The organism is Pseudobacter ginsenosidimutans (assembly GCF_007970185.1).
Taxonomy (GTDB): Bacteria; Bacteroidota; Bacteroidia; order Chitinophagales; family Chitinophagaceae; genus Pseudobacter; species Pseudobacter ginsenosidimutans.
The window spans coordinates 730,646-748,225 of sequence record NZ_CP042431.1 but is presented as its reverse complement, the minus strand read 5'-3'; the positions used below and the strand labels follow the sequence as shown (position 1 = coordinate 748,225).

The following is a 17,580-nucleotide window of genomic DNA, read 5'->3' as shown; positions in this document are numbered from 1 at the left end:
CATGTCAAACATTGAAATTGACTATGACACCATACTGAAATTCAGGAACGGGGATGAGCCGGCCTTTACCGCCATATACAATCATTTTTACAACAATATCTTCTCATTCTGCAAATACCTTCTCCCAACAATCGAGGACGCCAGGGATATGACGGCGCAGATTTTTATCCTGCTTTGGGAAAAAAAGGAAGCGCTGGATTCATATAAGCACCTGCGTGCCTTCCTGTTCCTGAACGCCAGGAATAAATGCTATAATTTTTTGCGCAACCAAAAGAACAGAACTGCCATTGACAAAGAGATCAGTGATTTCTCCAATGCAGAACAGATGTCGATCCTCTTTTCCGAAATCGAGTCTGAACTGATCACCAGCATCCGCGAAGAAGTGGAAAAACTGCCTGAGTATTACAGGAAGATCCTGCAGTTATCCTATTTCCAGGGATATAATAACCAGGAGATCGCAGACATGCTTCAGATCAGTGAAAAAACTGTTCGCAATGCAAAGTCCATCGCATTGAAAACAGTAAGGATGGTGTTCCTGAACCGGAACATGAAAATCGGATTCCCACTGGCCTCTGTATTTTTTTTCAATTAATTCGGGACAAACAGGATTCCCTGCGGTTATATACTCAACCGGCGGATCATCAACTGCCGGTCTGCCCGGATTCCTGTTTCACGGCCTTATCAACATTGATTTTATGAATGAAATTTCAAAAACCATTGCGGACCTGATCCGTAAGCATCTCAATGATGAACTGAACGATCAGGAAAAACAGGAATTAGATAATTGGGTACAACAGTCTGAAGAACACCGGCTTTTTTTTGAACAACTCACCCATGAAGAAACCCTGGCCGCCACTATCAGCGAATATGAGACAAGCAGGAAGATCATATTCGAGAAAATAAAAAAAGCGATCCCGCTTAGCGGGGAAACAGAAATAAAAAGCGCAGGCATCAGGAGGTTGAATCCCGGGAGACTTACTGCCATTGCGGCTTCTATCCTGGTGATCGGAGGAGTATTGGTTTGGTGGAGTGTGGACAGGAAAGACAACAGGATCGCTGAGACTACCGCCAGGCCGGTAATACAGCAGGACCTACAGCCAGCTTCAGAAGGAGCCATCCTGAAACTGGCCGATGGAAAAGAAATTATCCTGGACGAAACGAAGGATGGCGCAATTGCACAGGAAGGAAATACACAGATCACCAAATCGGAAGGACTGCTTTCCTACAATGGTACTGATCCTTCCGCCAAAGTTCTTTACAATACCCTTTCTACGCCCAAAGGAAGGATCTATAAACTTTCCCTTCCGGATGGTTCCAGGGTCTGGTTGAATGCGGCAAGTTCCATCCGTTTCCCTACAGCCTTTACAGGCAATGAAAGGAATGTGGAGATCAGCGGCGAAGTGTATTTCGAGATAAGGAAAGACGTGGAAAAACCTTTCCTGGTAAAAGTAGACCATCAAACTACCATCGAGGTACTGGGAACCGAGTTCAATGTGAACGCTTATCAGAATGAAAAGATACTTCGCACAACATTGCTTACCGGGGCTATCAGGATGCAGAGCCAGGATCAGCCAGGGACCAGCGTTGTGCTGAAACCCGGACAGCAGGCGCAATGGAAGAATATACCGGCCATCCAACCTTTCACTGTGGTGCAGCAGGTGAATATCGAAAAAGTGATGGGATGGAAAAATGGCTATTTCAGTTTCGATGATCTTACGCTGGAAGAGCTGATGCGGGAAGTGGAGCGATGGTATGATGTGGAAGTATTGTATGAGAATGGAGTTCCGTCAAAATCATTTTTTGGAAAAGTGAACAGGAATCTTTCCCTGTTGGATTTTATGGAGGGATGAAAGACTGGGGCGTTCGGTTAAGACTGGAAGGAAGAAAACTAATTGTCACCGGAGTCGATTAAGACTTTTCAATAGGCTTGCAGAAGCCAAACCCAAAACCAAAATACCGCGTACATGCGACTAACTGCTTTATTCATTAATGCGGCCTTCCTTCTTTTTTGCGTATCCGGAATGTCACAAACCATCACTTTCTCAGGGAAGGAAACGCCTCTGAAGAAACTGTTCCAGGTGATCGAAAAACAAACCGGGTATGTGGTTTCAGGAGATAAGAACATCCTCACCGCATCCAAACCCGTGACCGTATCTGTTGACAACGTTCCGCTGGAACAATTCCTCCAGCTCGTTTTCAAGGATCAGGGCATCACTTATCGTTTCAGGGAAAAGAATATCTTTCTTTCCAAACAGGAAGCGCCTCCCAATCAGCAACAGCCTGCGCCATCCGCTCCTGCAGTGGTTCCGCCGGCCATCGTTACCGGAACTGTGCGCTCAGCGTCTGGAGAATTACTGGTAGGCGTATCGATCCGTGTGAAAGGATCACCCACCATTGGCACCGTTACCAATACACAGGGTTCTTTCCGGTTGGGCAATATCGAAAAGAACACGATCCTCCAATTGTCGATGATCGGCTATGAACCCATCGAGATCCGCATCCGCGAACAGTCTGGCAGTTATACGGCCAACTCCGTGAAGAAAGACCTTGACGAGAATGTGAAGGCTACACCCGGGCAGATTGTAACTGTCGAGATCGTGTTGGAAACGAGCAATAACCAGATGAACCAGGTGATCGTGAATGGTTACTCCAATATCAACAAGAATAATTTTACAGGATCGGCAGTAACCATCAGCCGGAAAGAATTGCTGAAAGTGTCGCCCAATAACGTGTTGCGCAGTTTGCAGATCTTCGATCCTTCCTTCAAGGTCATCGATAATAACAGTCTCGGTTCCGATCCCAACAATATCAACCCCATCTATATTCGCGGCCGTTCAGGTATCGGTGATGTTACACTGCCCGATGATGAAGCAGCGCTTTCTCCCACACAGCTTCGCAATGATCCGAATCTTCCCACCTTCATCCTCGATGGTTATGAAGTTCCTGTTCAAAGGATCTTCGATCTTGATCCCACACGCGTGGAGTCTATTACCATTCTCAAGGATGCTGCTTCTACCGCCATTTATGGATCGCGTGCAGCAAATGGAGTAGTGGTGATAGAAACGGTGAAACCGGTGAGCGGACGTTTACGCGTGAATTATTCAATGAATGGAAGTGTATCTGTACCCGACCTTTCAGGTTATCACCTGCTCAATGCAAGAGAGAAACTGGAACTGGAAAGGATCTCCGGTTTGTTCGATCCCCGTCAGAATGATTTGCCTGAGCAGGCAATGATCCGGGAGCGCAGCTATTATGCAAAACTGGCTGAAGTGAACAGGGGCGTGGAAACCGACTGGCTCTCACAACCACTTCGCACTGATCTGAATCACCGGCACAATATCCTGCTTGAAGGTGGATCGAAAGAATTCGTTTTCGGTGCAGATCTCAACTTCGCACGTACGCAGGGCATCATGAAAGGCTCAGCAAGAGGCAATAACTCCATCGGTTTTTCCATTTCCTACAGGAAGAATAACCTGATGTTCAGGAACTATATTCAATGGAATAATATACAATCACAGGAATCCCCATTCGGTTCCTTCAGTAACTATGCGCGACAGAATCCCTATGAAACCATCCGTGATGAAGAAGGTAATTACCTGAAAGAGCTGGGAGATTGGGGGCATCCGGGCAGTCGTGGCAATCCTTTGTACGACGCACATCTGAAAAGCTACAATCGTACCACGCAGAATGATTTCTCCAACAATTTCAATCTTCGCTGGACCATTACCGATGGGCTTCGCCTCGATACCCGTGTTGCAGTAATGCTGCAGAAAAGCCAGCAGCAGGATTTCAAAGACCCGGCATCGTCCCAGTTCGACAGACTGGATTTCACCAAAAAAGGAACAAAGGCCATCCTGGATGATGAGATGCAAACCTGGGATTTCAATGCATTGCTTGTTTATGGAAAAGGATACGGTAAACATTATCTCAACACTACTATCGGCGCCAATGCTGCTCAAAAGAATATGACGCGTTCAGGTTACTCTGTTGTTGGTTTTCTCACGGGCAATACAGATGATGTGAATTTTGCCGCAGATATCCTCAGCAAACCAACGGGCGATAATGAAAAATCCCGGCTGCTGGGTTTTATGGCTTCCGCCAACTACAGCTACGACAATATTTACCTGCTTGATTTCTCAGGCCGTTATGATGGCGCTTCACAATTCGGTTCCAATGTGCGTTTCGCGCCTTTCTGGTCCCTGGGCGCTGGTATCAATCTTCATAATTACAAAGGTGTACAGGAGAACTATCCCTGGCTGACCAATTTCAAGCTGCGCACCAACTACGGACAGGTGGGTAAAGCAGGTTTCTCACAAAGTGTATCAAAAAGCACATACAGATACAATTTCGATAACTGGTATGCATTCGGTATCGGCGCTAACCTGGTAACCATCGCTAATCCTGATCTGGAGTGGGAGAAAACAACCATGTTCGATGCAGGTTTCGATATCACTGTTTTCAACAAGCTCAGTCTTACCGTCAATTATTACAATAAGAAAACGGTAGACCTGATCGGTGATATCACGCTGCCTTTTTCAACCGGATTCAAATCCTACAAAAGCAACCTGGGCGAGATCTTGAATGAAGGGTACGAGATCAGTGCAAGGTACCAGGTGCTGACCCGGAAAAATTTCAACCTGAATGTGTATGCCACTGCAGCGCATAACAGGAATAAATTCCTGAAGATCGGAGACGCGCTGAAAGAATACAATAACCGCGTTGAGCAATATTACAAGGACCATTCCGTGGTGAACAAGCCATTGAACAAGTACTTTGAAGGAGCTTCCCAAACCGCCATCTATGCAATGAAATCGCTGGGCATCAATCCCGCGGATGGACGTGAAGTGTTTTTAGACCAGAATGGTCAGACCACTTACACCTGGAATCAGTCGCAGCACGTAGTGGTAGGTGATTCCGAACCGAAGCTCAGGGCTCTTTCGGATTGAATTTCAATTATAAATCATTCTTCATCTTTACCGGCTTCCTCTATGAATACGGCGGCGATATGTACAACAGTACAATGGTAGACAAGGTGGAAAACGCGAATGTATATACGAATGTAGACAGCCGCGTATTTTCAGACCGCTGGCAGAAACCCGGAGATATAACGCATCTGAAAGATGTTCGTCTTTGGAATGAAACCACAAAAGTGACATCACGTTTTGTACAGCGCAACAATTATATCGATTTCAATTCCATCACCATCGGTTATGATCTTCCCCAGCAATTCCTCAGGCGCTGGAAAGTGAACAATTGCAGGGTGCAGCTGACCAGCAATGAACTGGGCCGGATTTCCAGTATCGATATCGAACGCGGAACGGATTATCCCTATGCAAGAACTGTAAACCTCACGCTTAACCTGGGTTTCTAAACATTAAAGTCATTCCCGATGATAAAAAAAATACACTTGTTCATTATTGCCGGCATCATGTTGCTCTCCACAGGTTGCGTGAAGGATTGGCTTGAACTGGAACCGAAAGCAGAAGTATCCGTGGATGTGTTGTTGGAAACACCGGAAGGATTTACAATAGCGCTCAATGGCATCTACGCCAACCTCTCCACCAGCACCCTGTACGGCGGTGAGCTCACGCATGGCTTTGTTGATGTGCTGGCCCGTTGCTATGATCTGAAGAATACGCAATACGACCAGCTGAAGACCTATGATTATGTGTCTGCAGGAATGGAGCAACGAATCAATGGATCTGGTCGCTCGCTTATACTACCATCGCCAATTGCAATGGTTTACTGGAGGAGATGAACAAAAAAGCGCCAGGCTTTTTCAAAGAGCAGGAACGGGCTAAACTGGAAGGCGAATTGCTCGCCATCCGCGGTCTGTTGCATTTCGACCTGCTGCGCCTGTATGCGCCTGCTCCTGTTGTGCAGGATGCGGCTGCCATTCCCTACTACACTACGCTCACGCATGTTCCCATGCCGGAAAAACGAACCAGCGAAGTATTGCAGCTGATCATCGCTGACCTCACTCGTAGTAAAGAATTGCAGAAAACTTACGATACGCGCACTGAAGCCAAAAATGATTTCCTGAAATACCGCTTCCGTTTCGGAACGGACCAAACATATTTCGGAACCGGTAAAAGAGGCTTCCGCATGGGATACTATGCTACCACAGCTTTGCTGGCGCGTGTTGCTTTATATGCCAACAACAATCAACTGGCGCATGCCAGCGCCATGGAAGTGATCAATGATAAGACCGTGGGTAATGAGCCTACCGTTGGATTTACGGCGTCAACTGTTATCGATGTGGGCGCATACGACAGGCTGCTCTCTGAAGATCTCATCTTCGCATTGTACAGGAAAAGATATGAGAGTGAGTTCAACCATGTTACATTCTTACTGCCCAATACCAATCAGATCTTCGGTAGTGATCTGAACTCCGACTACAGGAAGAAATGTTATCTCACTGCCAACGGAAGGCAATTGCTGAAGTTTGATACCACGCAGGATCGTGAAGGGAGATCACAGCAGCCATTCCGATGTTCAGGTTGAGTGAATTGTATCATATTGCTGCGGAAACACAATACGATTCTGATCCTGGCGGGGCCATGGCGCTGCTCAATACATTGCGCACGAAAAGAGGCTGCACCGCTCCATTGCCTTCAGTGCCCGACAAATCCGCCTTCCTGGATGCCATCATCAATGATGCAAGAAGGGAGTTTGTTGGCGAAGGAAAATTATTCTTCCTCTATAAAAGGCTTAACAAAACAATACTGGACGAAACTAACGGCAACCAAACACTGACAGACAAATTCGTTTTGCCAATAACAGAACGATAATTGTCAATTCAAAATAAGCATTCATGAACCGATTATATATCATCACCATCCTTTGCTGTTTACTTGCTGCCTGCAGCAAGGATGCAGTGGACGAATATGGAGATACTTCCTTTGTTTACCTGGTGAATACACCAACAGACACCAGTGCGATGAAACCCATCGAATATTCCTTTGCCTTCCATCCCGGAGAGGTCAAAGACACTTTGCCGCTCCTGATCAAACTGATGGGTAAACTCAAAGACCAGAACAGGACTGTTACCTTAACAGTAGACCCTTCACAAACCACAGCCATCGCCGGCGATTATGATTTACCTGCCAATATTGAATTACGTGCAGGCCGTGCTGTGGATACCATTGCCCTGGTGCTTCATCATTCCGACAGGTTGAAGACCGGCAAATTCAAGATCAGACTGGCTTTGCAGGAAAATGAGAATTTTAAGTTAGGCCCGCCTGCCAATCGCTTTATCGATATTACTTTTTCAGACATGATCGCTCGTCCGGGCTGGTGGACTCCCGTAGTGGAAGCCAATTTCCTGGCAAAGTATTCCGACAATAAATACCGTTTGTTCATCGAAGCCACCGGCATCGCAGATATGACCGGTCTCTCCGAAACAGAACAACGCGCCTATGCGATCATCTTCCGCGATTTCCTCGCCCGCGGCCGTGAGAACGGAGAAGTGTATGAAGATGAGAACGGCCAGATCAATGTATCACCGAATTTATTCTGATAAGTAACCCCGCATGAACATGAAAAATGTAAAACAATATAGTCTTATCGCCCTGCTGTTCTTACTGGCATCCTCCTGCTATAAAGACAAAGGCAACTATGCGTATGATGACCTCAGCAAAGTAGAGATCATCTTTGATGGCGGCAGGTTCATCAATCCCCGTTCCAGTGATACCCTCGATATCAATCCCAAACTTGTTTTCAGTGGAGATACCGTAAGAGCCAATACAGTGGCGGAAAATTTTACATTTACCTGGTACTGTAACGGAAAGGAAATTGCCACAGGGCCTATCCTGGACTATCCTGTCCGCGATCTCACCGGCATCCGCCCTTATATAAAACTGAAAGTGGTGAATAAGAAGAATGAAGCCACCTTCCTGGATGGGTTCACAGTAGATGCCATTCCTGCTTACCTCTTAGGCTGGGTGATGCTAACTAAGAGGGATAACCGAAGTATCATCTCCTTTATCGATCCCGTGACCTTTGAAGTAACTGCAGATTTTTATACCACTATCTCCGGAGAAGAGCTCGGGCCGAATGCCATTGAAGTCAGAGAGCACTGGATGGCCGGCGGAGGATTGAGCAATCCCGGTAATGTACTCATAGTAAGGAATGATGCTGCCGGAAACATAGAGCTTGATGGTACCACCCTGAACCCTATTTACAAGACCAATACCTTCTTTCTCGGCAATACAGTTCCGGAGGATTTCAGACCGAGAGGTGAATTCTACATGTGGGACTACAGCATCATGCTGGATGATAACGGGAATATATATACGAGAAAACATGTCAACAATGCTTATTCCCAATCAGGCGTATATCCCAACAAGCCCATGTTCATTCCCGGTGGTGTGAAATTTGATAAAGGCTGGAGCGGCTCATATATGAGCGGACAGACAATTCTCTACGATAAGACCAAAGGCAAACTCTTCGAAGGGTCAGATCACGGGCAGGTAATACCCATCAACTATATGCCCGGACCGCCCATTCCTCCCGGCACTACGATGATCGATGCCATGGACAAGGAGCTGGTATATGTAGGTCCCCTGAAGCAGGGACGCTTCACCACTTCCTATAACCTGATCTTCTACAATGGCACACAGCACTACGTTCAGAAGATCATGGTGATAGACCAGTTCTACACTGCCCAGGCGGTATTCATGGGAGAAACTTCTTTCGGCGCCGGCACTGCCAATGCGCAAAGCATATTCTACCAGTTGCCCCGTATCGAGAATTATATGTTCTATTCAGGCGGCAGTGGCAACAAAACGCTTTACCTGTATGAACATGGCCCTGCCATGAGCTCGGAATATTATTCATTCGATTCCCCAATCAAAACCATCACGGCCTGCCAGAACCAGTTGATGGGCGTGTTCACCCATGATCAGATCATGGTAGGGCTGGAGAATGGTGATGTATACATTCTCGGCATCCTGTCCGACGAAATAGCCGATCCTGCACGCAGGCTGAAAAAGAAGATCGTACTCGACAAGGGAGTCCCGGTAAGCAGTATGTACAAGATGGGATTCGGCTTTAATCAAATGATGTAAACAACAATATGAAACAACCAATAGTAAAAGCAGTACAGCTATCGCATCGCTATACTGCTCAATGGGCCATACGTGATATCGATTTCGAGATACCGGTACGTGGTATCTACGGATTGTTAGGGTCCAATGGATCGGGAAAGTCAACCATGATGAACATTCTATGCGGAGTGCTGAAACCAACGAAAGGTGATGTTTTTATCAATGGGGTGGACATCCGCAAGGATGCCATCGCTGCCAAGGGCCTGATGGGATTTCTCCCGCAAAGGCCTCCCCTGCACATCGACCTCACCATCGATGAGTTCCTCACACACTGCGCCGGACTGAGATTGATACCGCGTAAAGAGCAGGCAAATGCCGTGAACAAAGTGCTTGAAAAATGCGGTATCACTCATTTCAGGAAACGTTTGATCAGGAATTTATCAGGAGGCTACCAGCAGCGTGTGGGCATTGCACAGGCCATCATTCACAATCCGGAACTGGTGGTATTGGATGAGCCCACCAATGGCCTCGATCCCAACCAGATCGTAGAGATCAGGAACCTGATCAAAGAGATCGCGGAGGAAAGAACGGTGATCCTTTCCACGCATATGTTGTCTGAAGTACAGGCAGCCTGCAATTATATCCTGATGCTGGCAGATGGTCGGGTAGTCTTCTCCGGTAGTGTGGATGAATTTGACCGTTATGCTGCGCCCGGCACCATTTTGCTGACGATGCTGGAGCCACGGGGTGCCGAGGAATTGAAACGGATCCCCAATGTGGTGGCGGTGGAAACACTGGGTGGTTCCCGTTATCGCGTGAAAGTAGACAGTGTGGATGATATGCTGGAAAAAATCATCGATCAAAGCGTTCACAATGGATGGCGTTTGAAAGAAATCAACGCGGAGAAGAATTCGATGGATACCATTTTTGCTGAATTGTCTAAAAAACAGTCACGCTCCTAACGTAGAAAATAAAATAATGAAACAAACTATAAGAATTGCCCGTACTGAATTACAGCTGCTTTTCTTTTCACCGATAGCCTGGCTGATCCTTATTGTTTTTACCATTCAGGCCGGTATTGTTTTTTCCGGAGTACTGGAAGGAATGGTACAGTTCAAGGAAATGGGATACAGCCTGGAAGGTGTTACACTGAAATTGTATACTGATCCCTGGGGAGGATTTTATACCCGGCTGCTCGGTTACCTGTACTTCTATATTCCACTGCTCACGATGGGAATGATGAGCCGGGAGATCAGCAGCGGTTCCATCAAATTATTATATTCCTCGCCGATCAGCGATGCCCAGATCATTTTCGGGAAGTTTATGTCCATTGCGGCTTATGCATTGTTGATGACTGGCATCGTTTTCATTTTTACATTGTACGGCGCCTTTGTGGTAGACAAGTTCGATTTTCCGGCTACCATGCCCGGGCTCCTGGGAATTTTCCTGCTGATCTGCGCATATGGGGCTGTAGGTCTTTTTATGTCGAGCCTAACTTCTTACCAGGTAGTGGCGGCCATGGGGACTTTCGCTGTATTTGCTGTATTGAATTATACAAGTCAGTTATGGCAGGATATCGCCTTCGTGCGCGATATCATGTTCTGGTTATCGATGGGAGGCAGAACGCATGAATTCATCGGCGGCATTGTGAGTACTGAAGATGTGATTTATTTCATAACTGTGGTTGGGCTCTTCCTGGGACTTTGTATTTTCCGATTCCGCGCAATCCGACAGAAAACACGTGCCATTGTTTCGCTGGGCCGATATGCCCTGGTGATAGGCGCTGCTGTGATGGTGGGCTACCTGAGCTCAAGACCTGCCATGATGCTCTATTATGATGCCACCAGAACAAAACTGCGTACCCTCACCAAAGCCAGCCAGGACATTGTGAGCAAAGCCAAAGGCGGCCTGACCATCACCACTTTTTCCAATGCGCTTGACGAAGACCGTTGGCTGTGGATGGGTATGCCCAGGGCTGAACTGGATGATATGCGCCGCTTCAGGGAATACCAGCGCTTCAAGCCGGAGATCAAAATGAATTATGTTCGCTACTTCGCGAAAGGAAATAATGAAGAATCCCTGAACCAGCGATTCCCCAATTTGAACGACAGGCAAAGGATGGCCAAAGTAGCACAGACTTACGGTGTGGACTCAGCGATCTTTCAGCCAGTGAGTGAACTGGGAAAGATCCAAACCACACTTGCCGAAGAGAATTTCAGATATATCAAAGTATTGGAGCGGGATAGCGGACAACGTTCTGTTCTGCGTGTATTCAACGATGCGATGGGATTTCCTTCAGAAGCAGAGATCAGCGCCGCCATCAAGAGACTGGTGGTCACATTGCCTAAAGTAGGTTTTGTGGGAGGACATGGGGAGCGCGACTGTATCAGGGAAGGAGACCGAGATTACAACAAGTTCGCCAAAGAGAATACATTCCGTTATTCTCTCATCAACCAGGGCTTCGATTTCGAGCAACTTACGCTGGATAAGGAAGTACCTGCCTACGTAAGCATCCTGGTGATCGCCGATGTGAAAACAGCCTTGCCTGCACTGCACCTGGAGCATTTGAAACAATACATAGCCAGGGGAGGGAACCTTCTTATTGCCGGTGAACCCAAAAGGCAGGAAACCATGAATCCCATTACTGAACTTTTTGGTGTGCGATTGATGGAAGGGAGACTGGTTAAGCCTAATAAAGACTATCAGGCGGATCTTATCTTTTCACAACCTACGGAAGCAGCAGGTGAATTTTCAAAAATGTTCCGTATCCTCCGTAAGAATAACCAGGTGGTAGTGATGCCTTCAGCAGTTGGCCTTCAGTACAGCAATGCTAACGCCAATGGATATGCGGCAACACCCTGGCTGGTGACTGATTCCGCTGGCGCCTGGAATGAACTGGAAACGATCGATTTTATTGACGATAGTACTGTGTTCAATCCGGCTGCCGGCGAAACAGCAGCCGAAAATGTTGCCACCGCTGTAGCACTCAGCCGGAAAGTTGGAGAGAAGGAACAAAAGGTGATCATCCTTGGCGATGCAGATTGTATCAGCAACGGCGAGCTGGGGCATTCACGCAAGGATATCTTTGCCGGGAACTTTCTGCTGATCGCCGGATCATTCAACTGGCTATCCAACTATGATGCTCCTGTGGATGTGAGCCGTCCGCCATTCACCGACAATGATATTCATATCGGGAAAAGCGGATTCAGGGTCTCCAGGATCATCTTCACATTTATTTTACCTGCCATCATGCTTGTGAGTTACCTGGTGATCTGGTTCAGGAGGAGAAGACAATAGAACTGCAAAATTTCATCTGAGAACTGGTTAAGGCTCTTTTTCAAGAAGCAGGGAGATTTTCCCTGCTTTTTGTTTTTGTTCATTTCCCGGTGGAAATTGAATATCTTGTCAAGCTTCTAATGTAGCCATGATGAAACTTATTCTTCAAATATCTATTCTGGTAGTATTCTTTTTATCCTTTTTCTCAAATAGTTCCAGCGGGGAAATGAAAAAGAATATTCCTGTTCAAATGCAATCTGATACTGTTCCGAGCTCTCCTGGTAAAATGAAAAAAGCTACGCAGCAATCAATGTTTGCTGGAGGCATGGATTCACTGAAGCGATTTATTGCGGCGAATCTCATATACCCGGATTCTGCTTTAAAATATGAAATTGAGGCTTCGGTTAATGTAAGATTCACAGTTGATAAGCATGGAGCAGTAAGAGACGTTCATCTGAAGCCAAAGGATCCGGTGCCAGGGTTTGGTCTGGCGGAAGAAGCCATCAGGGTTGTATCTTCCATGCCCAAATGGGAGCCTGCCTTGTTAAAAGGGAAGCCGGTAGCCTCTTACAAAATATTACCGATCGTGTTCAGGTTGGAAAAGGAAGATGCTGCGGCGCCAGCACCTGATAATTAGCCCAACACATTTTTATCTACCAATCTTTTCCTTGTTTTTTGTGGCAGCCGCACCGCCGGTAATAATGCCAACAGGATCAATCCTGCTGTAGTAAGGAATCCATCCTGCAACGCATAATGTTCTGCCAGTTGGTGCGTACCAGTTTTGCTTTCATAGTGCGATAACAGATGCGTATGAATGGCGCTGCTCACAGCAATGCCTACTGATCCTCCGAGTTGCAGCATAAGCGTATTCAATGAAGTGGCGGTTGCTGTTTGCTCGGATTTCACGGAGTTCAACAGGGCGGTGGATACTGGCGCTATCAGGAAGCTGATGCCCAATCCCCGTATGATCATAGCTGTTACAATAAAAGCTACACTGGCGCCAATATCGATCATGGAAAACAGTACAAAGGAAGAAGACACCAGCAGGATACCGATAATGGAGATATACCTGATCATTCCTTTGTCTGCCAGTTTTCCTGAAACCGGCCGGGTAACCAGCATGATCAGGGCATTGGGCAATAACAGCATCGCGCTCTCGATCTCGGAGTACCCCAGGTAGCCCTGCAAGAGGAAGGGAAGAAAGAACATCCCGCCGAACAATGCAACAGAACGGATACCGACAATAATGAAAGGTCTTCTGAAATCCGGGATCTTGAAAATGGACAGATCAAGTAAAGGATCAGGTCTTTTAGAAGAACGGATATAGAGAACCAGAATGGTAATAGTGATCACAAAGCAGCTGAGGAACTGCCAGGATGTAAGTCCGTAGCGGGATGCAAAAGGTATAATGGTTGCCTGTAACAATAACACGAAGCCAGCCAGCAACAAATATCCTTTCAGATCGAGAGGTGGTTTTGTGATGGGTATTTGTTTCAGGAATCGAAGGTTCCTGGCTGCCATCCAGATGGTAACGATACCAACCGGTACGTTAACATAGAAGATCGATTGCCATCCGAGGTATTGGGTGAGGATACCGCCCAAAGTAGGGCCCAGCGCAGGTCCCATCACGTTACCGATTCCCCACCAGCCAACGGCGCTTCCTCTTTCTTCTTTCGGGAAGGTCTCGCTCAGTATAGCGAGTGAAGTAGGCGCAATGGCGCCACCACCGATGGCTTGTACAGCCCGCGCCAGTATCAGAAAAGTAAGACTGTCTGCCAGACTGCATAACAGTGATCCCGCCACGAACAGTGAAATGCTGGTCATGTACAGATTGTAATAGCCAATACGATTCTTCAGCCAGTTGGTAAGGGGGATGAACAAACTATAGGTGATCATGTATACTGTAACCACCAGGGCAATGGCATCCAGTTGTACATTGAACTCCCGCTGAATGATAGGCAAAGACACGTTCACGATGCTGCTGTCAATGGCTGCCATCGAAGTGCCGATCATTAGTGTGACCAATACCAGCGACCTGTTGGGAGGCATAGGCGGATTTTTGCCAAAGTTATCAGAAAATCAGGTATGCAAGCATGTCATATTGTTCTATTGATGGTATTGAAAATAAAGGAAGGCCGTTCTGTAATATGAAGAACGGCCTTTGCCTGTTATTTGATGATAAGTTTCCTGGTTGTCCAGTTTTTGCCGTCAAAGATCCTGATAGAATAAATATCAGGTTTCAGATCAGTAATGTTCAATCTTACATTCTTTTGCTGGGTGGCCAGTCGAATATGTTTCCTCAGGTTTCCATTCTTGTCTATTAATTGAATTTCCCTGATCTCTTTTTCTTTACCGGTAACAGATAGCTGCCCGCTGGCTGGATTGGGAGATATCATGAATGGTCCGCCAATTGGGCAATCAATAGTGGTAAACTCTCCATATGATCCCACACCACAGGCATTGGTGTAGAATAATTGCACGTTAAGCCAGCCATTGACCATAAATGGAGAGCACATATCAACCTGTATCGTTACACGCTTCTGATTATCGTATCCGAGTATATTTCCTCCCTGCGCAGACCATGAATATGCCGGGGCAGTTTCTTCTGCTTCAAGCTCCAGCAGCTCTCCTGGAAATACACCTAATGGTGGTACCAGTCCTGCAATATTGGTAGGAGTTTGAATACCTGCCTGGATAGTAAGCTCATCTATATATCCTCCGGCCGTAGCTCTTATCACGGCCACTCCGTCTCCCGTTTTGTTGAGTGTAATTGTGTTGGTGCCCTGACCTGAAGCAATGCTCAGCGGACCAGAAACAATTGTCCAGGTTACATTCAGGCAGGCCGGGTTGGAAACAGAAAGCGTTGAGCCGGTACTACAGATGGCATTGGCAGTGGGTTTGATCCTGAAATAATTATTGATGAACGAATATCTTTCACCACCTGAGGCGAAAATGGCCCGCATCCTTGTTCGCTGACCTTGTGTGAAAATGTTCATGCAGGCATTGGAAGTATAGTCCATATAGTTCATGAACATATCACCATTGGGACCATTGCTGCAGCTTATGTTGGGGAATGAAGGGCAACCGCCATTCGGAACAGCCTGAATTGGGGTGTCATTACAGAAGTCATCATTGGTACAACCTGAGTCGGGCCCGAAAATATGATACAGGTTCAGCCAGTGTCCAACTTCATGCGTTGCAACACGGCCCAATCCAAATCCGCTTGCCAGGTCATAAAAAGTAGATCCGGAGTTCCGGCCAAAAGCTCTGTAATGGACTACAACACCGTCCGTATTGGGTTTTGCATTGTAATCGAAAGGGAATTGCGCATACCCCATTGTCTGGCCTCCAGGATCAGGCGCAATATTGCAAACCCAGATATTCAGATATGTGTTGGTTGCCCATGCGTCTTCACCGCCTTCTGACCTGAACTTGATTCTGGTGGACGTTTCCTGAATTTCGTTACCAATCGCAACAATACTATATGAGGGATGTGCAGTCTGTACCCTGTTGATTCCATTGGTGGGGTTCCCGTTGGGATCAATGCAAGCCAGTCTGAATTCAAAATTGGGGTCGGCGGCTACTCCTGCAAAAGCTGCCGGCGTATTGACCCTGTCTGCATTCAATCTTCTGAATCTTCATTCAATACATCGATCTGCGATTGTACTTGAGCGTCAGGAATATTTCTGCCTGTTCCTACAGGTTCTCCATAGTGAAGGATGTGAACAACTACGGGTATGATGATGGTATTATTGGGATTGGCCAATCTGCCTGCCTTTACGGCTGTTTTTTCAGATAACCTGAATTGATTGGTATGCTGCTCTAGTTTGAGAAAGCGGTTGTACCTGGCGGAGGAAGATTTTTTTTCTGCTTCCGGATTGAAAGAAGTAGCGCATACCATTTGAGCGGCTGCAGGCAATGAAACAAAAAAGGTAGCAGCCAGTATCGATACTAGAATTATTCTCATGTGAAAAGGTTTGAAAGAAAAATAAAATGGTGAATCAGCAGTACTTGTTCTGGCGGGCTGTACCAGGAAAGTAAGTATAAGGGGGACTTCTGCCGTTTTGCATTTGCAGGTCTGCAAAATACATAGGGGAAAGGTTTTCAGTAAAAGATGTTCTTCTTCATAATATACTAAAAAAGCTTTGTTCTCTGATGCAGGCAATAAATAAAAAAGGCCGTTGGCGGATAGCCGCAACAGCCTTCGGAAGATTACTAGTATTGATGTAATTTATTTATTTACTATTTGATCAGCCGATAGCGTAGCTTTCAGGCGTTCCATCAATTGCCCTGCTCCCCAATCGCCTTCAAATTTTTCTCCATTGATAAAGAAACTGGGCGTTCTGTTCACGCCGCTTCTGAGGCCGGTTTCAAAATCTTTCTCCACTTTATCTATGAGTTTATCATCGTGAATATCATGCTTGAATTTTGCCAGGTCCAGCCCGATCCTGCCAGCCAGCAGGAATACATTTTCAGGGTCCAGTGAATGCTGGTGCTCGAAAATGATATCGTGCATCTCCCAGTATTTTCCCTGCAACGCTGCTGCTTCAGTTGCTACTGCAGCAGAGAAGGCGTTCGGATGGATCTTTGTCAGGGGAAGTTCCTGAATACGAATTTCAGGTTCTTTCCCAGTTCCTGCTTGATCGCCTTTACTATCGGATATGCACGGCCGCAGTAGGGGCATTCAAAATCTCCGTATTCTACCAGGGATACTGTTGCATCCGGGTTTCCGTAAAAATGGTCGTTGTTGCTGATGGGTTGATATAACTGGTTCATTGGTTGATGGTTTTTGCGTTATCTAATTCTTCCAGTGCATTCAGGATGCCGTCTGCACCGGGATTGATGCCAACAGGAGAGAGGTAGCTCCATTGTATGAAACCAGCTTCATCTATTACATACAAGGCCCTTTGACACTCTCCTGTTTTCTCGTTGTACACTTCATACAGACGGGCTACTTCCCCCTTTGGCTCAAAATCGGATAATAATGGAAAATGGAATTTATTGTGATCAGTAAAAGCCAGATGGCTCCACTTGCTGTCTACACTAATGCCCAGCACCTGTGCATTGTGCCTGGAAAAGAATTTGCCCATCTCGTTGTACAGATTCATCTGATCGTCACAAACAGGGCTCCAGTCAGCCGGGTAAAAGGCCAGGATCACTTTTTTGTTTTTCAGATCGCTTAGTTTCAATTTCTGATCCGGCGTTGCGTAGAGCTCAAAGTCCGGAGCAGACGTTCCTCTTGGTAACATACTATTAG

16 protein-coding genes and 1 pseudogene are annotated in these 17,580 nt (G+C 46.6%); 12 read left to right on the top strand and 5 right to left on the bottom strand.

Features of this window, described 5'->3' with window-relative positions; translation table 11 throughout:
- Window position 1: 1 nt before the first annotated feature.
- From FSB84_RS02880 to FSB84_RS02825, 12 genes are all read left to right on the top strand, one after another.
- Window positions 2-592, top strand: a complete 591-nt coding sequence (locus FSB84_RS02880; RefSeq protein WP_130542988.1) for an RNA polymerase sigma factor — start codon at window positions 2-4, stop codon at window positions 590-592.
- Window positions 593-695: 103 nt separating this feature from the next.
- A complete protein-coding gene (locus FSB84_RS02875) occupies window positions 696-1,850 on the top strand; it encodes a FecR family protein (protein ID WP_147122033.1) in 1,155 nt (384 codons plus the stop codon).
- Window positions 1,851-1,964: 114 nt separating this feature from the next.
- Complete coding sequence (locus tag FSB84_RS02870; protein ID WP_147122031.1) at window positions 1,965-4,946, top strand: SusC/RagA family TonB-linked outer membrane protein; 2,982 nt, start codon at window positions 1,965-1,967, stop codon at window positions 4,944-4,946.
- Complete coding sequence (locus FSB84_RS02865) at window positions 4,943-5,371, top strand: hypothetical protein (protein WP_147122029.1); 429 nt, start codon at window positions 4,943-4,945, stop codon at window positions 5,369-5,371. The genes FSB84_RS02870 and FSB84_RS02865 overlap by 4 nt, the downstream gene beginning before the upstream one ends.
- A gap of 18 nt (window positions 5,372-5,389) precedes the next feature.
- The gene (locus FSB84_RS02860) at window positions 5,390-5,758 is read left to right on the top strand and encodes a hypothetical protein (RefSeq protein WP_147122028.1); all 369 of its coding nucleotides are present in this window, start codon (window positions 5,390-5,392) and stop codon (window positions 5,756-5,758) included.
- Window positions 5,701-6,504: a RagB/SusD family nutrient uptake outer membrane protein gene (locus FSB84_RS02855; RefSeq protein WP_147122026.1), complete on the top strand. Its 804-nt coding sequence runs from the start codon at window positions 5,701-5,703 to the stop codon at window positions 6,502-6,504. The genes FSB84_RS02860 and FSB84_RS02855 overlap by 58 nt, the downstream gene beginning before the upstream one ends.
- Window positions 6,492-6,791 carry a RagB/SusD family nutrient uptake outer membrane protein gene (locus FSB84_RS02850; RefSeq protein WP_147122024.1) on the top strand — a complete coding sequence of 100 codons (300 nt, stop codon included), beginning with the start codon at window positions 6,492-6,494 and terminating at the stop codon, window positions 6,789-6,791. Before FSB84_RS02855 ends, FSB84_RS02850 begins: the two co-directional genes overlap by 13 nt.
- 23 nt (window positions 6,792-6,814) lie before the next feature.
- Window positions 6,815-7,519: a DUF4843 domain-containing protein gene (locus tag FSB84_RS02845; protein ID WP_130542992.1), complete on the top strand. Its 705-nt coding sequence runs from the start codon at window positions 6,815-6,817 to the stop codon at window positions 7,517-7,519.
- Window positions 7,520-7,538: 19 nt separating this feature from the next.
- Window positions 7,539-9,068, top strand: a complete 1,530-nt coding sequence (locus tag FSB84_RS02840; protein WP_158643759.1) for a PKD-like family lipoprotein — start codon at window positions 7,539-7,541, stop codon at window positions 9,066-9,068.
- An 8-nt stretch (window positions 9,069-9,076) separates the two neighbouring features.
- The gene (locus FSB84_RS02835; protein ID WP_130542994.1) at window positions 9,077-10,009 is read left to right on the top strand and encodes an ABC transporter ATP-binding protein; all 933 of its coding nucleotides are present in this window, start codon (window positions 9,077-9,079) and stop codon (window positions 10,007-10,009) included.
- Window positions 10,010-10,025: 16 nt separating this feature from the next.
- Window positions 10,026-12,344 (top strand): Gldg family protein, encoded by a 2,319-nt coding sequence (locus FSB84_RS02830; protein WP_130542995.1) that lies wholly within the window; start codon window positions 10,026-10,028, stop codon window positions 12,342-12,344.
- Window positions 12,345-12,471: 127 nt separating this feature from the next.
- The gene (locus tag FSB84_RS02825; protein WP_130542996.1) at window positions 12,472-12,960 is read left to right on the top strand and encodes an energy transducer TonB; all 489 of its coding nucleotides are present in this window, start codon (window positions 12,472-12,474) and stop codon (window positions 12,958-12,960) included.
- On the opposite strand, the gene FSB84_RS02820 is transcribed toward FSB84_RS02825, so the two are convergent.
- From FSB84_RS02820 to FSB84_RS02800, 5 genes and pseudogenes are all read right to left on the bottom strand, one after another.
- A complete protein-coding gene (locus FSB84_RS02820) occupies window positions 12,957-14,372 on the bottom strand; it encodes an MDR family MFS transporter (RefSeq protein WP_130542997.1) in 1,416 nt (471 codons plus the stop codon). The two genes, FSB84_RS02825 and FSB84_RS02820, sit on opposite strands and share 4 nt — an antisense overlap.
- 119 nt (window positions 14,373-14,491) lie before the next feature.
- Entirely contained in the window at window positions 14,492-15,949 is a 1,458-nt protein-coding gene (locus FSB84_RS02815) for a M43 family zinc metalloprotease (protein WP_147122022.1), read from the bottom strand.
- The gene (locus FSB84_RS02810; protein ID WP_147122019.1) at window positions 15,946-16,290 is read right to left on the bottom strand and encodes a hypothetical protein; all 345 of its coding nucleotides are present in this window, start codon (window positions 16,288-16,290) and stop codon (window positions 15,946-15,948) included. The genes FSB84_RS02815 and FSB84_RS02810 overlap by 4 nt, the downstream gene beginning before the upstream one ends.
- Window positions 16,291-16,554: 264 nt before the next feature.
- Window positions 16,555-17,099: pseudogene (locus FSB84_RS02805) on the bottom strand (DsbA family protein).
- Window positions 17,096-17,572 carry a redoxin domain-containing protein gene (locus tag FSB84_RS02800; RefSeq protein WP_130543000.1) on the bottom strand — a complete coding sequence of 159 codons (477 nt, stop codon included), beginning with the start codon at window positions 17,570-17,572 and terminating at the stop codon, window positions 17,096-17,098. The pseudogene FSB84_RS02805 and the gene FSB84_RS02800 overlap by 4 nt, the downstream one beginning before the upstream one ends.
- Between the last annotated feature and the right edge of the window lie 8 nt (window positions 17,573-17,580).